The 19,587-nt window shown below is 42.7% G+C and carries 14 protein-coding genes; 9 read left to right on the forward strand and 5 right to left on the reverse strand.

The annotated features are described in order from the left end of the window. Positions 1 to 2 precede the first annotated feature (2 nt). Complete coding sequence (locus tag IQ13_RS03600; protein ID WP_144884584.1) at positions 3 to 806, forward strand: polysaccharide deacetylase family protein; 804 nt, start codon at positions 3 to 5, stop codon at positions 804 to 806. Positions 807 to 849: 43 nt separating this feature from the next. Beyond that, complete coding sequence (locus tag IQ13_RS03605) at positions 850 to 1,977, forward strand: Gfo/Idh/MocA family protein (RefSeq protein WP_144884586.1); 1,128 nt, start codon at positions 850 to 852, stop codon at positions 1,975 to 1,977. An 84-nt stretch (positions 1,978 to 2,061) separates the two neighbouring features. Here IQ13_RS03605 and IQ13_RS03610 read toward each other — a convergent pair whose 3' ends face one another. The 5 genes from IQ13_RS03610 to IQ13_RS03630 all read right to left on the reverse strand — a co-directional run bounded on the left by IQ13_RS03610 (position 2,062) and on the right by IQ13_RS03630 (position 7,940). Then, on the reverse strand, positions 2,062 to 3,342 hold the full coding sequence (locus IQ13_RS03610) for a mandelate racemase/muconate lactonizing enzyme family protein (RefSeq protein WP_144884588.1): 1,281 nt from the start codon (positions 3,340 to 3,342) through the stop codon (positions 2,062 to 2,064). 45 nt (positions 3,343 to 3,387) lie between these two features. Further along, positions 3,388 to 4,332, reverse strand: coding sequence for an RraA family protein (locus tag IQ13_RS03615; RefSeq protein ID WP_144884590.1), 945 nt, complete (start codon positions 4,330 to 4,332; stop codon positions 3,388 to 3,390). A gap of 5 nt (positions 4,333 to 4,337) precedes the next feature. Continuing rightward, on the reverse strand, positions 4,338 to 5,456 hold the full coding sequence (locus IQ13_RS03620; RefSeq protein ID WP_144884592.1) for a bile acid:sodium symporter family protein: 1,119 nt from the start codon (positions 5,454 to 5,456) through the stop codon (positions 4,338 to 4,340). Between the two features lie 68 nt (positions 5,457 to 5,524). Further along, positions 5,525 to 7,042, reverse strand: a complete 1,518-nt coding sequence (locus tag IQ13_RS03625; protein ID WP_144884594.1) for a gluconokinase — start codon at positions 7,040 to 7,042, stop codon at positions 5,525 to 5,527. 10 nt (positions 7,043 to 7,052) lie between these two features. Then, positions 7,053 to 7,940 carry an AraC family transcriptional regulator gene (locus tag IQ13_RS03630; RefSeq protein WP_144884596.1) on the reverse strand — a complete coding sequence of 296 codons (888 nt, stop codon included), beginning with the start codon at positions 7,938 to 7,940 and terminating at the stop codon, positions 7,053 to 7,055. Positions 7,941 to 8,169: 229 nt separating this feature from the next. Between IQ13_RS03630 and IQ13_RS03635 the strand changes: the two genes are divergently transcribed. The 7 genes from IQ13_RS03635 to IQ13_RS03665 all read left to right on the forward strand — a co-directional run bounded on the left by IQ13_RS03635 (position 8,170) and on the right by IQ13_RS03665 (position 19,571). Then, the gene (locus tag IQ13_RS03635) at positions 8,170 to 11,367 is read left to right on the forward strand and encodes a SusC/RagA family TonB-linked outer membrane protein (protein ID WP_144884598.1); all 3,198 of its coding nucleotides are present in this window, start codon (positions 8,170 to 8,172) and stop codon (positions 11,365 to 11,367) included. 5 nt (positions 11,368 to 11,372) lie between these two features. Continuing rightward, complete coding sequence (locus IQ13_RS03640) at positions 11,373 to 12,959, forward strand: SusD/RagB family nutrient-binding outer membrane lipoprotein (RefSeq protein ID WP_144884600.1); 1,587 nt, start codon at positions 11,373 to 11,375, stop codon at positions 12,957 to 12,959. Positions 12,960 to 13,100: 141 nt separating this feature from the next. Continuing rightward, the gene (locus tag IQ13_RS03645) at positions 13,101 to 14,687 is read left to right on the forward strand and encodes an aldehyde dehydrogenase (NADP(+)) (protein WP_144884602.1); all 1,587 of its coding nucleotides are present in this window, start codon (positions 13,101 to 13,103) and stop codon (positions 14,685 to 14,687) included. A 37-nt stretch (positions 14,688 to 14,724) separates the two neighbouring features. Next, positions 14,725 to 16,443, forward strand: coding sequence for an IlvD/Edd family dehydratase (locus IQ13_RS03650; protein WP_144884604.1), 1,719 nt, complete (start codon positions 14,725 to 14,727; stop codon positions 16,441 to 16,443). Between the two features lie 59 nt (positions 16,444 to 16,502). Beyond that, the gene (locus IQ13_RS03655; RefSeq protein ID WP_144884606.1) at positions 16,503 to 17,516 is read left to right on the forward strand and encodes an SMP-30/gluconolactonase/LRE family protein; all 1,014 of its coding nucleotides are present in this window, start codon (positions 16,503 to 16,505) and stop codon (positions 17,514 to 17,516) included. Between the two features lie 31 nt (positions 17,517 to 17,547). Beyond that, positions 17,548 to 18,378 (forward strand): fumarylacetoacetate hydrolase family protein, encoded by an 831-nt coding sequence (locus IQ13_RS03660; protein ID WP_144884608.1) that lies wholly within the window; start codon positions 17,548 to 17,550, stop codon positions 18,376 to 18,378. Between the two features lie 32 nt (positions 18,379 to 18,410). Beyond that, complete coding sequence (locus IQ13_RS03665) at positions 18,411 to 19,571, forward strand: endo-1,4-beta-xylanase (RefSeq protein ID WP_199758159.1); 1,161 nt, start codon at positions 18,411 to 18,413, stop codon at positions 19,569 to 19,571. Positions 19,572 to 19,587 lie beyond the last annotated feature (16 nt).

The following is a 19,587-nucleotide window of genomic DNA, read 5'->3' on the forward strand; positions in this document are numbered from 1 at the left end:
GTATGAAGAAATTACTTTTTGTTGCTTGCTTTATTTGCAGCTTCTTTCATCCTGTTCAGGCACAAAACAAGCTGGCCTGGAAAGGAAAGAAATGTGCAGTTGTATTAACGTACGACGATGCAATTGATCAGCATCTGGATAATGCTGCTCCCCTGCTCGATTCGCTTGGATTGAAAGCCACCTTTTATGTAACTGCATTTTCTCAATCGGTACAAAAACGTTTAACCGATTGGAAAAAACTTCCATTGAAAGGTCATGAGCTGGGCAACCATACCTTGTTTCATCCCTGTGTGGGTAAAACGCCCGGCCGTGAGTGGGTAAGCAATGAAAACGATTTGAACAACTATACTGTCCAGCGCATGGAGAATGAAATGCGGATGACGAATTTGTTTCTGCAATCGCTTGATGGTAAAACAAAACGCACTTTTGCCTTTACCTGTGGTGATATGAAAGTTGCTGATTCTGCATTCATGAATGGTATGAAAAAAGATTTCGTGGCGGCCAGGGCTGTGCGCAATGAAATGCATCAGATAGCAGCAATTGATTTGTACAACGTGGACTGTTACATGGTCAATAACAACAGCTTTGAAGAAATGAAGTCGTGGGTTGATAAAGCCACCCAGACGAATTCGTTACTGGTTATTTTATTTCACGGTGTGGGCGGAGGTAACAGCTTAAATGTTACAATCGAAAACCATCGAAAAATTCTGCGTTATATTAAACAGAAGGAAAAAGAAATTTATGTGGCTCCGATGTTGAATGTAGCAGAACATATCAGCCAATGGCAAAAAGCAAATCATCAGTAAACAGTTGAAGCAATGCACATCAATCACCATAAAATCAATTCGTATGCGTCCACAACATTCACGAAGAAGTTTTTTACAGCAGATCGGACTGGCAGGCTTAAGTCTCCCTCTCTTATCTGCAGATAATTTTGGTAACGAACAATCTTTAAAACAAAACATCTTGCAACAGAAAAAAGAAGGTAAACTCGGTATTGCATTAGTAGGTCTTGGTGGTTATGCAAGCGGACAGTTAGCGCCGGCTTTGCAGCAAACAGAACATTGTTACCTCGCCGGTATTGTTACAGGAACGCCTTCAAAAATTCCTGTGTGGAAGGAGAAGTACAATATTCCGGATAAGAATATTTACAGTTACGACAATTTCGATTCCATTAAAGACAACCCGGATATCGATATCATCTACGTGGTACTGCCTAACAGTATGCATGCAGAATATACCATCCGTGGATTTACTGCCGGTAAACATGTGATCTGTGAAAAACCAATGGCGCTCACGGTTGCTGATTGTGATAAAATGATTGCTGCTGCAAAGAAAGCAGGTAAACAATTATCCATCGGTTATCGCTTAAACTTTGAGCCATTCAATTTAGAAATGGCACGACTGGGTACAAACAAAGTATATGGCGATATAAAAAAGTTAACGGCAGGCTTTGGCTTTTTAATAGGCGATCCAACACAATGGCGGTTGAAAAAAGACCTGGCCGGTGGCGGGCCTATGCAGGATCTTGGAATTTATTGTGTGCAGGGAATTTGTTACACAAGTGGAATGGTTCCGGTTGCTGTTACAGCACAGGAAGGTCCCAAAACTATTCCCGACAAATTCACTGAAGTGGAACAGTCGTTGAAATGGCAGTTTGAAATGCCGAATGGTTTAATTGCAGAAGGCGAAGCAAGCTATGGAAGTCCGATGAACTTTTTACGAGCAGAAGCAGAAAAAGGAACGTTCGAACTGTCACCTGCCTACAACTATGGACGATTGAGAGGGAAATCACCGGAAGGTGAAATGAAATTTGAGAACATCAATCAGCAGGCGAAACAAATGGATGGCATTGCTTTATCGATGAAGAATAATCAACCATCGATTGTACCTGGCGAAATGGGCAGAAGAGATGTGAAACTCATCACTGCTGTGTATGAAGCAATGGCGTCAGGAAAGAAAGTGAAAATTAAATAAGCTTACGCTGTATCCATCTTAAAAAAAATCCTGCAGCATTGTAATTGCTGCAGGATTTTTTATGCTTCGAATATATATTAACCGCTATTCAAAGAACGGCACACCAGCCACTGCATATTTTTTCATGGCCGTTTCGTTAATATCCACTCCTATTCCCGGTTTTTCCGATAACGTGATGTAACTGTCTTTCACCCATTCTCCTTCATACGTTACAATTTCTTTGAACATGGGATTGGTATGGAAATACGATTGCCATTCCAGTATTAAAAAGTTAGGAACAGATGCACACACATGTGCCGATGCCATTGCCCCAAGAAACGATGCCACCATGTGCGGAGCAAACGGTGTATAATATAAATTGGCAAGGTTGGCAATACGTTGTCCTTCACCAAGTCCACCGGCTTTTTGCAAATCGGGCATGACAATATCAACCGCACCAATCTCAAGCATGCGTCTAAAACCATAAGCTAAGTAATGATTCTCTCCTGCACAAATAGGCGTACTGGTACTTTCGGTAATCAACTTATATGCTTCCACATTTTCTGCCGGGATCGGTTCTTCCAACCACATTAGATTCAGCGGCTCCAATCGTTTTGCTACTGCCTTTGCAGTAACAGCATCGTAACGGCCATGCATATCTACACAAATATCAATATTAGGTCCAACAGCTTCTCGTGCTGCTGACATCTGATCGTACATACGTTGCAGCTCCATGGGGCTTGCCGTCCAGTTATACGCATCATACTTGTTCGGATCATTGGCTTGATCCAGATCAAACTTAATAGCATTGAAGCCCATCTTTTTTGCATTCAAGGCTGCTTCAGCAAAATCTTTGGGTGTGGGTAAGTTGCGTTGATACAAAGCAGTATCGCAATACACCCGTATTTTATCACGGAATTTTCCACCAAGCAATTGATACACGGGAACATTCAATGCCTTGCCTGCAAGATCCCACAAGGCTGTTTCAATAGCTGATAAAACAGCAATGTACATACCTCCTTGCGCTCCCTGGAAAAAACCACCTTTGCGGATATCTTCAAACAAACGATGCACATTCAACGGACTTTTGCCTTTTAACCGTTGTCCGAAATTCTTTACCAGATGATAGGTGCCGGGAACAGCATCTACACCTTCACCTACGCCATAGATATCCTGGTTGGTATAAATTTTCACAAACAGACTACCACGGATATAACCACACTTGATATCTGTAATTTTTAGATCGGAAGGTGCAGAAGACTTTGGGGTACGATCAACTGCATCTTTGTAACCCTCTCCAAAAGCTTGCAAAGAAGCAAGCGGCATCAATGCCGATGCGATTGCAGCTTTTGATAAAAATGATCGGCGTGAATTATTTTTTTGCATGTACAATATTTTTTAGTGATGATTGAATCGATTGTTGAAGAACTATTACCAGGTCCTGTCTTTCAAATACTGCTGAATAAATTCTTTTGGCACCGGCAGTTCGCTGATATGGTCGTTCAGCCATTTTGAAAAATCACGCTCAATCTCATCACTCCATCTTGCATCAATTTGCCCGGCAGTATATTTTCCTTCACGCAAACGCTGATGACCAAACATATCTCTTAACCGAACGATCTCCGATGTTGTCACCACACGTTCTGCAAGATGCGGCGGAATAAATACCACCACACCAAGCTTACCCAAAACCAAATCGCCGGGCATGACGGTTACTGTACGTATGCGTGTGGGCTGATTGATACCAACAATCATTGTTGTAAGATCACCGGGTGGATTATGAAACGACGGATCGTAGCTGGTATAAAAAGAAGTAAAGCCCGGAATATCTTTCAATCCTTCCACATCACGCAAAGCACCATCGTACACAATGCCGTTGCCTGTTTTTGCGTAAATGGCATTACCAACATTATCACCAATGGTTGGCCCGTTTCTGGTAGCACCAAACTGATCGGCTACATACACATCCCCTTTTACAAGTATATCAACAGGCCATGTGTTTTGTCCACGCTTGCCTTGCTTTTTCCCAAGCGAATCAATGGCTTTCCACACATCCGGACGACCGGGCATAAACGTTGCTGTAACAGCACGGCCCACCAACACACTGTCAGGATGTATCAATTGCCAACCATACGCAATCTGGTAAGCATAGCCCGCATTTTTCATAACAGCCCATGCTTCTTCCACACTTACATTCTTCATTCGTTGAATGATCTGGTCAGATACTTTAGGTCGTCCATCAGGAAAACGTTCGCCTGTCCATAATGGTGTTAACGCAATCAGTTGTTCTTTACTGATCTGCACTTCCTGTGCTTTTACAGTGTTGAGTAATACTGTAGCAAGCAGTACAAGCAGTATGTTTTTACTTTTCAACATGGCAGTTAATTTTTGTATGAGTGATTGTTTGTATCGTTATTGTTTGCTTGGTCAACAGGTATACGGTTATGCCACCAGCTTGCCAACGCAGATCCTGTAATGTTCATCAAAGGCCCAAACACAGCCGCCGCTAGACCAATGGTGGCAATCTTGCCCAATTCTTTTGCAAGGCCTGATGCAAGGCCGGCATTTTGCATTCCTACTTCAATAGCAATGGTGCGGCAATCTTTTTCATTGAGTTTAAATAAACGACCGCTCCAGTAGCCCAACAGATAGCCGAACAGGTTATGCACTAAAGCAATACCGATCAGGAGCAATCCGATCTTCAACAAATTATCTCTGCCGGAAGCAGTGATGATGGTAACAATAGCAGTAATGGCAAACATTGAGATCGAAGGCATGGCATTATCGAGCCATTGAATTTTTCCTTTCAGCAGTTTGTTGAATACTAATCCTGCACCAATAGGAATAATGATCATCTTAAAAATATCCCACATCATTTTCAGTACATCAATTTCAATCAACGCACCGGCAAATAATTTCATGAGCAACGGTGTTACAAAAGGTGCAATCAGTGTGGTGATGGATGTGATAGTGATAGATAAAGCAAGATTTGCTTTTGATAAGTAAGCCATCACATTCGATGCAAGTCCGCTAGGAGAACAACCGATAAGAATAATACCGGCTGCAATTTCAGGTGGAAAATTACCCGTGTGCGACAATGCAAAACCCAGCAGCGGCATAATCACAAACTGGCTTGCTACGCCGATGATGACTCCTTTCGGTGATTTTACAACAGCAGCAAAATCATTCATACTCATCGACGAACCCATGCCAAACATGAGTAACTGGATCAACGGAATAATGGCACTGCTTAATGCAAACGAACCCCATGTGGTAAAATAGTACGGATGAAACATGGCAACAGTAACCGATGAAAAAATGATGGCGGTAAATGACAAACCTTTCAACAGACTATTTTCTCTGAATGCAAAGGAGACAGCTACAAAAAACAAAGCCAATGACCAGCCTGCAGCATTGATATTATCTGTTAACCAGAATATAGCAGCAGCCACAAGTAACACAGCCGACAATACAAAAAAGGCAATAGATTTCTTTGACATCAGAAAGAGATGTTTAATTCGTGAAAAAAATGTGATGTACAAGCAGCAATCAGGAATCAACTATTTCACTAGTCGTGCTGCAAAGCAGCAATATCTGCAAACTCACTTGCAAGCTTCGTGCTCAACCGTTCGAATATGGGGTAATACTTCAGGTACATTTTATTATTCTGCTTATCGGGTGTGGCAAGATCTGGGAGCACAACCGAATTAGCAGCTTCATCCAGCGATTGATACATGCCCATCTCCTTTGCACTTAACAAATATGAACCATAACTCACACTATGATAATTCTCCCGCAAACGAACAGGCTTGTTAAACATATCTGCAACCATTTGTGTAAAGAAGGGCAAGGTGCCAAAGCTTCCGTTAATGGTGAGACTGTTGATGGATCGATGTTCTTCCAACGTTTTGCCGATGCTGTAGAGCTCATATAAAATACCTTCAATGGTAGCTCTTACAAAATGTGCTTTTTCATGTTTGATGTTCATGCCGAAATAAACACCTCTTGCATTGGCATTCCAGATAGGCGCACGCTCGCCTAACAGGTATGGTAGAAATAATAATCCATCTGAACCAGCGGGCACTTTCGATGCATCATTGATCAGTTCCAGCATGGTGTGTTCGATATCGAATGGATTTTTAAAATCACCAAACTGACGTGTAAACCATTCGAAAATAACACCACCGTTATTTGTTGGCCCGCCCGATACATATTTGTTTTCTGTCAGCAGGTAATTGAAGAAGCGTTGGTTATCATCCTGCATTACTTTATCACTTACCACACGCACTGCACCACTATCTTCCACCGTAATAATGCCTGTTCCTTCGCCGGTAACTCCATCGCCCAATACAGCCATACAACCATCACTTGAACCAACTAAAATTTTTGTATCGGCCGATAGGCCCAACGATGTCTGGTAGGCTTTATTCAGCTTACCCACTTTTGTATCAATGGGCACTAACTCCGGCAACATCGCAGCAGTAACCCCTGCAAACTTGAGCGATTCTGTTTCCCATTTTATTTTATGTATGTTCAACAAGCCGGTTGCAGAAGCAATGCTGTAATCGATCACATACTCACCGGTAAGCTGCTGCAGAATGTATGTTTTAATTGACAGAAATTTGCTTACCTGTTTAAACTTTTCTTTTTCATTGTTTTTGATCCATGCAATTTTTGCAAGTGGCGACATCGGATGCAGCGGCGTACCCGTTGCATTGTATATTTTCTTACCGAGTGCTGAATGTTTTAATTCGGCAGCTTCTTTGTTGGCCCTGTTATCGGCCCAGGTAATAGCATGTCCCATGGGGTTGCCCCGTTTATCAACCGCTACTACACTGTGCATGGATGAGCTGAAGCAGATGCACAGCACTTTGTATTTTTTCGGATGCAACACTTCGTTCAACAGGTTCTTTAATACATACAACATGGTGATAAAGATCTGGTCCACATCCTGCTCGCTGTAATCGGGTTCGCTATGGAAGGTGGGGCAATAACCTTTCAGTGAGCCAATGATATTGCCATTCAGGTCAAATGCATAAACCCTTACTGCATTGGTGCCGAGTTCTATGGTGATGATACATTCCATGTGCTAAGAATTAGTTTGTTCCCAAATGATTTTTTCTGAATTCGCTGGGCGTATAACCGGTTAATTTTTTAAACGTAGTAGAAAAATGCTGTGATGAATAAAAGCCTGTATCCAACGCTATATCTGTTAAACTGATATCGGGTACTTTCAGTAATTTGATGGCTTCTGAAATACGGATATTGATGAGATAGTTTAACGGCGAAAATCCGGAATAGCTTTTTACTTTTTCGTTGAACAGTGTTGTACCTAACCCAACAAATGCAGCCATTTCTTCAACTGTCCATTGATGCGATAAATTGTTGCGCAACTCCTGCTCCAGCTTTGTAAATGTTTTGGGGAAATCTCTGCCGGGATTCGACATGCGTGTAAACTGCCTGCTTACCTGTATAAATATTTCATCGATTAAATGATTCACTCTTGCCTGGCAACCTATCTCTTGCGTAAACAATTCTGTCTGGATGGACTTAAGAATTGTACCGGCTTCTGTAAATTTTTGAAGAATGGGTATCCTGTCGGCCTGTAATACTTTGCTGATGGCATGACACTCTGCTTCCGATAAACTGCTCCATGCTCCTGTTACCAGTTCATTCTTTTCATTCTTGTTTACCTGTATATGTATCCATGCAAAAGAACCGATCTCCAGCACATTGTTTCGATTACCAAATTCATTGCCCGGTAAAATCAATGCCACATCGCCCGGATAAAGCGTATAGGGCCGTTCATTAATGCTCCATTCAAATTTACCTTCCTGTATATAATATAATTTTAAACAACGGTCTGTTGTACTTGGAAAACCATTGAGGCGGATGGCACTGTTCTTCACTACACCTATTTCAACAATATGTGGAAATAATCGTAATTCGGAAGCAGTGGTATGGCTAAGTACAAATTGATTCATATAAAATACAGAACGAACCGCTGGCCGTTGTTCGTTGCAATCGTTTCGTTAATTACAGTACTTCATAAAGAAAATGAATTTATCTCATCTGCATTTATAAAATTCACCGAAGTTTTTAATTGGAAGTTTTTGGTTGACTGTCTGGATACTTTAGCGTAAGATTCTAAAACCGGGCAACTGTATCATCAGTATGCCCAGCCATTTATCACTCAACCAAAACGATTGCATTATGAAGGTAAAATTTCAGCCCGCAACAAAAACGGGTTTGATCCGGCTTCTGTTTTCATTTTTCTTCCTCAGCATTTTTACTGCAGCAAATGCACAAACTGTTACCGGCACTGTGCTGGATGAGGAAAAAAATCCGGTAAACGGAGCTACCGTAACAGTAAAAGGTACAAACAAGGCTACCACAACAAATGCATCTGGAAACTTCAGCATCAACGCTGCAGGTAAAGATGTGCTGGTCATCAGCTTTGTGGGTTTTACAACAGTAGAAGTTCCTGTTAATGGCAGAGCTTCCGTTGCTGTAACCATGAGCCGTGGCGAAGCAGTCATGGAAGAAGTTGTTGTAACAGCTTTGGGCATTAAACGTGCTTCCAAAAAACTGGGTTATGCTACAACCTCTGTTAACTCCGATGAACTGGTAAAACAGCGAACCATCAATATTGGCGAATCGCTTACAGGCCGTGTTGCCGGTTTAAATATTACGCCTCCTGCAGCAGGTGCAGGCGCCAGTAACCAGATTCGTTTACGTGGACAGGTAGGTTTTGCAGGCGCTAACAACTCCCCGTTGCTGGTAGTCAATGGTCTTCCGTTAGACCAAGGAGCAAGAGGTGCTGAAGGTGGCGGACAGCAACGTGACCGTGGTGATAACCTTGCCAACATCAACCCCGATGATATTGAATCGATCACGGTATTAAAAGGATCTACTGCTGCTGCCTTGTATGGTTCAAGAGCTGCAACAGGTGCAATTATCATTACCACAAAATCAGGTCAAAAAAATCAAGGTATTGGTGTTGATTTCACTTCAAGCTATACCACATCGCATGCATTGAACTTCATGGATGAAATTGTACAAACAGAATATGGCCAGGGACAAGGTGGTGTGAAGTTTACTACTGCAGGTCAAGTACAGGCAAACGGACAATGGGGCTGGGGAGCAAAATTAGATGGACAGCCAACGATCAACTTTGATGGTCAGATGCGTCCCTACTCTGCTCATCCATTTCAACTGTTCGACTTTTTGCAAACAGGAACCAACCTCACCAACACACTTGGTTTATCGGGCGGTGGTGCCAATGGAAGTTTCAGAGCTTCTATTTCTACCACAGGTGCAAAAGGTATTGTGCCAAGCAACGAGTATAAAAGAAGAATTTTCAATGTAGGTATCAATCACAGCATCACTTCAAAACTGAAGTTGCAGTTAAACATCAACTATGCAGATGAAGATTACATCAATCCTCCGCAAATTGGTACACAGGGTGATGGTGCAGTAAACTTCTTTAACCGCATGCCCATTTCCACCCCAATTGAAGCATATAAAAACAGTGCAATCAATGCGGCAGGTGCAGAGTTTAAAACCAATGGTTTCCTTGGCACTGTAAACAATCCTTATTATACCTTACAGAAAGGCCAGCGTTATAAAGAAGACAGAAATCGTTTCCTCGGAACAGCAACACTGCGTTACGATCTTGCGAGCTGGTTGTATGCACAAGGCCGTTTCAACTACGACCGTGGCGACAACTTTGCAGAGTGGAATACACTCAACGGATCCGGAGCAGAGGTTTTGGTGAATAACGATGGTACGTACAGAGGCAGCTACAACTTAAGCCAGGTAACCACAACCGATATCAATGCAGACTTTCTCATTGGCTCGATGCATGAGTTTGGAAAGTTTTCTGTTGATGCAAGTTTTGGCGGCAACACGTTGCGTACAGAATTTAGAAGTCCCAGTCAAACAGCTACCAACTTCAGCGGTCCCGATTTGTATTCTATTCCGAATGGTACCGTTAAAACGCAAAACTTTGGTTATTCCCGCAGCCGCATCAATTCGTTGTATGGATTAGCAGAACTTGGTTACAACAATATGCTGTATGTGAATTTTACAGGAAGAAACGATTGGTTCTCTGTTCTCAATCCCGATTATAACAGTAAGTTCTATTCATCGATCTCAGGTAGTTTCATTTTTTCTGAGTTAATGAAAAATGTAAAATGGTTACAGTATGGTAAGTTAAGAGCTTCGTGGGCAGAAGTGGGCAGTATTGCCGGTGTTGGCCCATACGAAGGTGTATTAACCTACGGTTACAATCAAAACCCATTCAATAACCAAACACTTGCAAGTGTAAATGGCAGCAACGTACCCAATCCATTACTTGCTCCTTTCAAAGTAACCGAGAAAGAAATTGGTTTGGAAATGCGCATGTTTAAAAACAGGTTGATGATTGATGTTGCCGCATTCGATAAGGTTACTAAAGACCAGATTGTAGATGTGGTGCTTTCATCTGCATCGGGCTACACCGGGTTTAAACAAAACGTAGCATCGTTAAAAAACAGTGGTCTGGAAACATTGATTGAATACAAAGCCGTACAAGGCAAAAACTTTAAATGGACAACCTCCTGGAACAATGCCTTTCTTAAAACAGAAGTACTGGACGTAGGTACACCAAGCGGCACTCGTTTACTGCTTTACTTTAACGGTACAGGTAATGAGTTCCTCGGTGAAATCAGATACACCGAAGGTTTAGCTATGAACCAACTGTACACAAGAACGTACAGAAGAAATGCAAAAGGCGAAATTGTTGTTGGTAACAATGGTCGTTTACTCGAGTCGCAAGGTGGCCCTGTAGGTAATGGCTTCTTCCCTGTGGGCAGTTCTATTCCTAAGTTCACCGGTGGTTGGAACAATACATTCTCGTATAAAAACTTTAGCCTGAATGTGCATTTCGATTACAAGTTTGGTGGTACCGTTATTTCCTCTACCCTGTTGAACATGACCAGACAAGGACATAGCAAGTTGTCGTTGGTTGGTCGTGAGGATGGTTTAATTTTCCCTGCGGTTTATGAAAGCACAGGTTTACCAAACACGACAAAAATCACCGTTGCAGGTAATGGTTTACAAACGTTCTATACCGATTACAGAAATCTGCAGATTGGCGATCCGTTCGTATTTAAATCAGATTTTGTAAAACTCCGCAACATTTCGTTGGCATACGATTTTTACGACCTGTTGAAGAAGTCTTCGTTCTTAAAATTCGTAAAAGGACTTTCACTTTCAGCATCGTGCAGAAACGTAGCGATACTGTATAAAGATCTTCCCGGTCTTGATCCCGAAGCCATTCAATCATCGGGTGATATCCGTGCAGGTTATGAGAACTCTTCTTTGCCAACAACACGTAATTACAATCTTACTTTAAACGTCAAATTCTAATGTATATGACAAAACGATTTAAACTACTGCTTTTTATAAGCGCTGGTTTTTTGCTTGCAAGTTGCGATAAAGATTTTGTAAAGGTTAACACAAATCCATACGCTGCCAATACGGTTGATCCTGCTCTTTTACTCGCCGGTGCACAACGTTCGCACTTAGGTACCTGGGCGGCAGAACACACCATTGTACAGCAGTTTGTTTCGCCTTACAATACAGGTGCAACACTTGGTTTTAACTTCAATGAAGATATTGATGGCATCAGCACACCCAAATGGGATCAGTCGTATGCAGGTTTGGCCAACGGTAATCTTCCTCCTGTAAAAAACCTTGTACAGGCCATTAATATACTCGGCAACAGCACTACACGTGTCAACTTACTCAGCATGCTCCGCATCTGGAAAGCACAGGTATTTATGGGTTTGGTTGATACTTATGGCGATGTACCTTACTTCGATGCAGGTAAAGGCATCAGTGATCTGATCTTCTATCCGAAATACGATGATGATGCAGCCATTTATGACAACCTGTATGCAGAGCTGAAAGCAGCCATTAATGCCATGAATCCCTCAGGTGATTTTGTTGCTGCTGATCTTTTTTATGGTACCAATGGACATTCAACCACAAGAACCTCCAATGCAGCCAACCAGGTTGCCAAGTGGAAAAAGTTAGGCTATTCGCTGATGTTACGTTTGGGTATGCGTTATTCAAAGATCAATACCACCAAAGCGCAGAGCATCGTTGCAGAAGCATTTGCAGGTGGCGTTATGACGGCCAACAGTGACAATGCATTTATCAAATACGATGGTACATTATATACCCAACTTGATAATGCTACATTGCGCAACTTCTCACAGTTTAACTACGCTGCTGAGCCATTCGTGAATCAATTGAAATCAACCAATGATCCACGTGGAAGATTCATTGTTGCCAATTTCTCTAACCCCGGTAATGTTTCTTCTCAACCAAACCCTGATACGGTTTTAGCGAATCAGTTTGGTGTACCGATTGGAGTAACAGATGGTCAGATTACAGCAACAGGAAGTCCCTACAGAGGTGCACGATCTGGTGGTTTAAACTATTCGCAAATCAATGTGTGGACGGTTGGTTCACCAGCTGCGCCGGATATGTATGTAACCTATGCGCAAACTTCGCTCTTGCTGGCAGAAGCAGCAAAAAGAGGATGGATTCCAGGTGGTGATGCAACAGCAAAAACCTACTACGAAGCGGCAATTACTGCAGACATTGCGGCGTATACGCTTTATCCCGGAACTGCAGCTGTGCCAGGTGCAGAAGTAACTGCGTACATCAATCATCCTTCAGTATTATACAACCCAACTGATGCGTTGAAACTCATCAATACACAATACTGGATTGCGAATATCAGGAATGGTAGTGAAGCCTTTGCTAATTTCAGAAGAAGCAGCTTCCCTACCCTCAATCCTAATCTTTTCAACAACAAGTTAAATGGTGGTTTTGTAAGAAGAATGTCTTATCCTGATGCAGAAGCATCTGCAAACACGGCCAACTACCAGGCTGCATCCACAGCAATTGGCGGCGACAAATTAACCTCCCGTGTATTCTGGGATAATTAGCAAGCATGAACGTATTTGTTATAGGTTATAGATAAAGAGGAAATGTTCATTACTCAACAGTAAACAATCGTCGGCATAGACCTTTTGTATCTACAAAGGGTCTTTTCCGTACGTATACATGCCACAAATGAAAATTGAAGTATGATAAAAAAGACGCAGATCATTGGGTTCAATACATCAGCAGAAGGAACAGAAACGTTTTACTCATTCAACCCTGCTACCGGTGTAAACAATGAATATGTTTTTGCAAAAGCGACAACGGAAGAAGTAAATCTTGCAGCCGAAAAAGCGGCAGCTGCTTTTCAGTTGTACTATAAAAAAAGCGGAGCGGAAAAAGCTGCGTTCCTGGAATGCATAGCAGAAGAAATTAACAATACCGGCGTTCACTTAATAACCGTTTGCAGCAGCGAAACCGGTTTGCCACAGGCCCGTATTGAAAGTGAAAGAGGCCGTACGGTTAATCAATTAAAAATGTTTGCGGCATTGTTACGGGAAGGTTCGTGGGTGGATGCAAGAATTGAAACAGCAATACCTGATCGTGCTCCCCTACCCAAACCCGATATACGCTACATGCAGATTGCATTGGGTCCGGTAGCGGTGTTTGGTGCAAGTAATTTTCCATTGGCATTTTCTGTTGCCGGCGGCGATACAGCTTCTGCATTGGCAGCCGGTTGCCCCGTAATCGTAAAAGCGCATAGTGCTCATCCTGCCACTTCATCCATCATTGGTATGGCCATTCAAACAGCAGCTATTAAAACCAATATGCCCGATGGTGTTTTTTCTTTATTGTTTGGCGATGGGCCAACTACCGGTATCCAGTTGGTAAAACATCCGCACATCAAAGCCGTTGGTTTTACGGGTTCGTATAAAGGTGGAAAAGCTTTGTACGATGCAGCGGTAAGTCGTCCGAAACCGATACCTGTTTATGCAGAAATGGGCAGTAGTAATCCTGTGTTTATTTTACCACAGGCCATGAAAGAAAGAGCAGCTGCTATTGCCGCAGGATATGCAGGCTCAGTAACATTGGGTGTTGGACAATTCTGTACAAATCCCGGCATCTTGTTTTATAATGAAAATGAAGATGCGTTTAAAAATCTGTTGCAACAGGAGTTTGAAAAAACAAATGGCGGTGTAATGTTGGCGCCTGCTATCTATCAGTCGTACAGCAAAGCCGTAGAACAGCAGTTGCATGTAAACGGTGTGGCACAATTGGCAACAGGCTCTGCTGCAAAAGACAGTGAAAGCAACTATGCGACACCGATATTGTTTGAAACAAGCAGTGTCACTTTTGAAAGCAATCCGGAGCTGAGTGAAGAAATATTCGGTCCTGCAAGTATTGCTGTCACCACCCGTGGAAAAGAAGAAATGATCAGTATTGCTAAAAAGCTTTCCGGTCATCTTACCGCTACTGTTCATGGAACAGAGACTGAGCTGGCAGAATATAAAGAACTGCTTCATATACTTGAACAAAAAGTGGGACGGGTTGTCATTAATGGATTTCCTACCGGTGTGGAAGTTTGCAGTGCGATGGTGCATGGTGGTCCGTTTCCTGCTACAACCGATAGCAAGTCTACATCTGTGGGTACAGCAGCTATCAATCGTTTTACACGACCGGTCTGTTATCAAAACATGCCCGATGTTTTATTGCCGGCAGAACTGAAAAATGAAAACACATTAGGTATTTGGCGTTTAATTAATGGTGAGAAGACGAATAAAGATTTAAATTAGCCAGCAAGGCAACCATGAAATTTATAAACAGAAAAAGATGAGCACACATTTAAGAAGCCACGATTGGTTCGGCAAGAAAAATAAAGACGGCATTATTTACCGCAGCTGGATGAAGAACCAGGGAATGCCAACCGATATGTTCGATGGACGACCGGTGATCGGCATTTGCAATACATTCAGTGAGCTTACTCCCTGCAATGCTCACTTTCGTGATCATGCAGAAGCAGTGAAGCGTGGTGTACTGGAAGCAGGCGGTTTTCCTGTGGAGTTTCCGATTATGAGTTTGGGTGAAACATTGCTGAAACCAACAGCGATGTTGTTTCGCAACCTGGCGAGCATGGATGCAGAAGAAAGTATTCGTGGCAACCCGATGGATGGTGTAGTGTTATTAACGGGTTGTGATAAAACAACCCCATCTACTGTAATGGGTGCAGCCAGTGTAGGTTTACCAACCATTGTTGTTCCCGGCGGCCCCATGTTAAACGGACGTTACAAAGGACAAACCATCGGCAGTGGCACACATGTTTGGAAGTTTGATGAAGATATGAAGACGGGCAAGATGAGCCAGGAAGATGTGGAGTTTGCAGAAAGTTGTATGAGCCGAAGCATCGGTCATTGTATGACGATGGGGACTGCAAGTACCATGGCGGTGATGGTGGAAGCATTGGGTTTAACATTGAGTGGTGCAGCCGCTATACCTGCTGCTGACAGTCGCAAAAAAGTAATGGCACAACTCAGCGGACGACGCATTGTGCAAATGGTAAAAGAAAATTTAACCATCGATAAAATTCTTACACGTGAAGCATTTGAAAATGCAATCAAAGTAAATGCAGCGGTTGGAGGTTCATCGAATTTCATTATTCATCTTATAGCAATTGCCGGACGCATTGGTGTTGACTTGAGCCTCGATGATTTTGATGCACTCGGCAGCAAGATCCCTCTCCTGCTCAACCTCATGCCATCCGGAAAATATTTGATGGAAGATTTTTATTACGCAGGTGGGTTACCGGTGATCTTGAATGAAATGAAAGAACACCTGCACAAAAACGTCATCACTGTAACAGGAAAAAATCATCATGAAAATATAATCGGCAACACCGACAATTACAATGAAGATGTGATTGCTGCATACGACAAACCGTTTATTCCCGAAGCAGGCTGTGTGGTGGTGAAAGGAAATTTAGCAACCAATGGCGCTGTAATTAAACCATCGGCTGCAACACCTGCACTCATGAAACATACCGGTCGTGCAGTGGTTTTTGAAAGCATAGAAGATTACAATGCACGCATTGATGATCCGGAACTGGATATTGATGAAACCTGTGTAATGGTGTTGAAATATGTAGGACCTGTTGGATATCCCGGTATGCCCGAAGTGGGTAATATGGCATTGCCAAAAAAAATATTGGAGAAAGGAATTAAAGACATGGTACGCATCAGCGATGGACGTATGAGCGGCACGGCGTATGGTACAGCTGTTTTGCATGTATCGCCTGAAAGTGCCATTGGTGGTGTATTGGCATTGGTACAGAATGGTGACATGATTGAATTGAACGTTGAGAAACGTTTATTGCATCTGCATGTTAGCGATGAAGAATTAGCAAAACGCAAAGCAGCATGGGTTGCACCACAACCGGCGGCTACACGTGGTTATGTAAGTTTGTACATTAAACATGTGATGGGTGCGGATAAAGGTGCTGATCTGGATTTCTTACAGGGAAGTTCGGGCTGTGAAGTAACAAGAGATTCGCATTGATGATAGAAACGCTGATGACGCTGGTGCGACTGATACAAACGGATTTTGAATAACTAATCATGAAGCAAACGATATACACATTACTGATTGCAAGTCTTTTATCCTGCAACAATGTACAGTCGCAACAACAATCGATGTATAAAACAACAGGTACAATTGAACGGATTGATCCGGCATTGGATGCAATCATCAAAAAAGAGGCAGTGATTGAAATTATTGCCGAAGGTTTTGAATGGTGCGAAGGTCCTGTTTGGGTAGAGAAGCATAAGATGCTTTTGTTCTCCGATGTACCAAGAGACACCATCTTCAAATGGACAGAAGCAAAAGGCAAAGAAGTATATCTTACTCCATCCGGCTACACCGGTACAGAAACGAGAGGCGGTGAAAAAGGATCGAACGGATTGTTGCTGGATAAAAACGGCAATCTTGTATTGTGCCAATGCGGTAACAGGCAAATGGCACGTATGAATGCACCGTTGGATAAACCAATGCCCAACTATAGTTCTATTGCCGGTAAATATAATAGTAAACGTTTCAGCAGTCCCAATGATGCAGCATACAACAGTGCAGGTGAATTATTTTTTACCGATCCTCCGTATGGCTTGGAAACACAAAGCGATCGTGATCCCAAAAAAGAAACTGCTTTTAACGGCGTATATAAAGTTAAGACCAATGGCGAAGTGGTGTTGTTGGTTGATTCTATCCCCCGCCCCAACGGTATTGCATTTTTGCCGGGTGAAAAACAAGTGATCATCGCCTGCTCCGATCCCCGCAAACCGAACTGGTACATTTATGATGTAAACGGTGATGCATTGACCAATGGTCGCATCTTTTACAGCACAGCCAACGAACGCAAAGGCTTGAAAGGATTGCCCGATGGTTTAAAGATCAGCAGCAAGGGAATTGTATTCGCCAGTGGTCCCGGCGGCATCTGGATCTTCAACAGCGAAGCAAAACTGCTCGGTAAAATACGGGTGGATGAACATACTTCCAATGTGGCATTATCAGCCGATGAAAAAACCATGTATATCACCAACGATATGCAGGTGCTGCGTGTAAAACTGAGAGATTAAATTTTAACGATCAAATATCATAGCTATAACAATGAAATTATTTAAAACGAAAGCAGGCGTTGTAATTGAACACAACAATCAGTTTTTTGCAGTTCCCGATGAAAGCTGGGATACATTTATCAATGATGATAACGTACTTGCAAAAGCAACTGCACTTGTGGCGAAACTACCTGCAGTGGATGCATCAGCAGTAAAAGATGTTTTAGCACCCATGGGCAGCAACCAGGAATTATGGGCTTGTGGTGTTACATACTATCGCAGCATGGTGGGCCGGCAGGAAGAAAGCAAAGCAGCAGGTGGTGCCGATTTTTACAGCAAAGTATATGAAGCCGAACGCCCGGAATGTTTTTTCAAAAGTACTTTTCATCGTGTGGTAGGCAACAACGATTATGTACGCATCCGCAAAGACAGTACCTGGGATGTACCGGAACCGGAACTCACATTGGTGGTAACATCATCCGGAAAAATCATTGGCTATACTGTTGGCAACGATATGAGCAGCCGCAGTATCGAAGGTGAAAATCCCTTGTACCTGCCACAGGCAAAAACATACGATGGTTGTGCAGCTGTGGGTCCCTGTGTGTATCTTACAAACGAACCACTCGACCCAAATACAACCATTCAACTTACCATCAAGCGTAATGCTGCTGTGGTATTTGAAGGAACGATCGCCATCAGCCAAATGAAACGTACGCCGCAGGAACTGGTTTCGTTCATTTATCGGGAAGCTTCTTTTCCGCATGGCTGTTTAATTATGACCGGTACAGGCATTGTGCCCGGCAGTGATTTCACGTTACAAAGCAATGATGAAATAAGCATTTCCATTCAAGGCATTGGTGAATTGGTGAACACCGTGAAGTAAACGTTTGCGATCATTCAAAAAAACAAGATCAGTTGAAACAGTTACGCTATTTAGCAGTTGTATTGCCGCTTGCGGCTATAGGTTTCGTCTCCATGAAAAAAGCAAATCGAACGATTGCACCCGGCCAAACATTGAAGGATGTGTACAAAGATGCATTCCGCATTGGTACTGCCGTTACACCAACCATTACATCGGGTGCAGATAAAGCATCGCAGGATATTGTGATCAATCATTTCAATTCCATCACTGTTGAAAATGTAATGAAAGCAGCGTTGATCAATCCCGAACCGGGTGTGTTTAATTTCAAACCGGCCGATGATTTTGTGGCCTTTGGTGAAAAACACAACATGTTTATCATTGGTCACACATTGGTGTGGCACAATCAATGCCCTGCCTGGTTTTTTACAAATGCACAGGGAAAACCAAACAGCAAAGAAGAACAGATTGAACGGTTGCGGAGTCATATACAAACAGTTGCCGGACGATATGCCGGACGTGTACATGCATGGGATGTAGTGAACGAAGTGATTGATGAGGATGGCAACTATCGCCCAACCACATGGGTCAATGCATTTGGTAATGGTGACACCCTTGTGAAATATGCATTTAAGTTTGCAGCACAATATGCACCCAACACAGAATTGTATTATAACGATTTTAATGCATGGCGTCCATCAAAGCGTGATGGCATTGTACGTTTGGTAAAGATGTTGCAGAAAGAAGGCCTCCGTATTGATGGCGTGGGCATTCAAGGCCATTGGGGATTGAACTATCCTAAAACAAAATACATTGAGGATGCGATTGATGCTTATGCTGCCTGCAATGTAAAAGTGATGATTACGGAACTGGATGTGGATGTATTGCCTTTAACAAAAGAAGGACAGATCATCGGACAGGGAATGGCCGATAAACAGTTTCAACTGGAAGAGTTCAAAACCTATTTAGATCCCTATCAAAAAGGATTACCCGATAGTGTGCAACGTTTACTCAGCAACCGGTATGCAGAACTTTTCAGTATCTTTTACAAACGAAAAGAGAAGATTGACCGTGTTACGTTGTGGGGTGTGCACGATGGCATGAACTGGAAAAATGATTACCCCATACCACGTCGTACCAATTATCCTTTGTTATGGGATCGTCAGCGCCAACCCAAACCTGCATTGCAGGCTGTAATGGCAGTTCCCGGTAAATAAAAATTTGCTGTCGTTT

Source organism: Lacibacter cauensis (genome assembly GCF_007830055.1).
GTDB classification, from domain to species: Bacteria; Bacteroidota; Bacteroidia; order Chitinophagales; family Chitinophagaceae; genus Lacibacter; species Lacibacter cauensis.

What these genes read in the sequence shown, in the direction of transcription:
- IQ13_RS03600 (WP_144884584.1), top strand. Translation starts at nt 3, where the DNA reads ATGAAGAAATTACTTTTTGTTGCTTGCTTTATTTGCAGCTTCTTTCAT.
- IQ13_RS03605 (WP_144884586.1), top strand. Translation starts at nt 850, where the DNA reads ATGCGTCCACAACATTCACGAAGAAGTTTTTTACAGCAGATCGGACTG.
- IQ13_RS03610 (WP_144884588.1), bottom strand. Translation starts at nt 3,342, where the DNA reads ATGCAAAAAAATAATTCACGCCGATCATTTTTATCAAAAGCTGCAATC.
- IQ13_RS03615 (WP_144884590.1), bottom strand. Translation starts at nt 4,332, where the DNA reads ATGTTGAAAAGTAAAAACATACTGCTTGTACTGCTTGCTACAGTATTA.
- IQ13_RS03620 (WP_144884592.1), bottom strand. Translation starts at nt 5,456, where the DNA reads ATGTCAAAGAAATCTATTGCCTTTTTTGTATTGTCGGCTGTGTTACTT.
- IQ13_RS03625 (WP_144884594.1), bottom strand. Translation starts at nt 7,042, where the DNA reads ATGGAATGTATCATCACCATAGAACTCGGCACCAATGCAGTAAGGGTT.
- IQ13_RS03630 (WP_144884596.1), bottom strand. Translation starts at nt 7,940, where the DNA reads ATGAATCAATTTGTACTTAGCCATACCACTGCTTCCGAATTACGATTA.
- IQ13_RS03635 (WP_144884598.1), top strand. Translation starts at nt 8,170, where the DNA reads ATGAAGGTAAAATTTCAGCCCGCAACAAAAACGGGTTTGATCCGGCTT.
- IQ13_RS03640 (WP_144884600.1), top strand. Translation starts at nt 11,373, where the DNA reads ATGACAAAACGATTTAAACTACTGCTTTTTATAAGCGCTGGTTTTTTG.
- IQ13_RS03645 (WP_144884602.1), top strand. Translation starts at nt 13,101, where the DNA reads ATGATAAAAAAGACGCAGATCATTGGGTTCAATACATCAGCAGAAGGA.
- IQ13_RS03650 (WP_144884604.1), top strand. Translation starts at nt 14,725, where the DNA reads ATGAGCACACATTTAAGAAGCCACGATTGGTTCGGCAAGAAAAATAAA.
- IQ13_RS03655 (WP_144884606.1), top strand. Translation starts at nt 16,503, where the DNA reads ATGAAGCAAACGATATACACATTACTGATTGCAAGTCTTTTATCCTGC.
- IQ13_RS03660 (WP_144884608.1), top strand. Translation starts at nt 17,548, where the DNA reads ATGAAATTATTTAAAACGAAAGCAGGCGTTGTAATTGAACACAACAAT.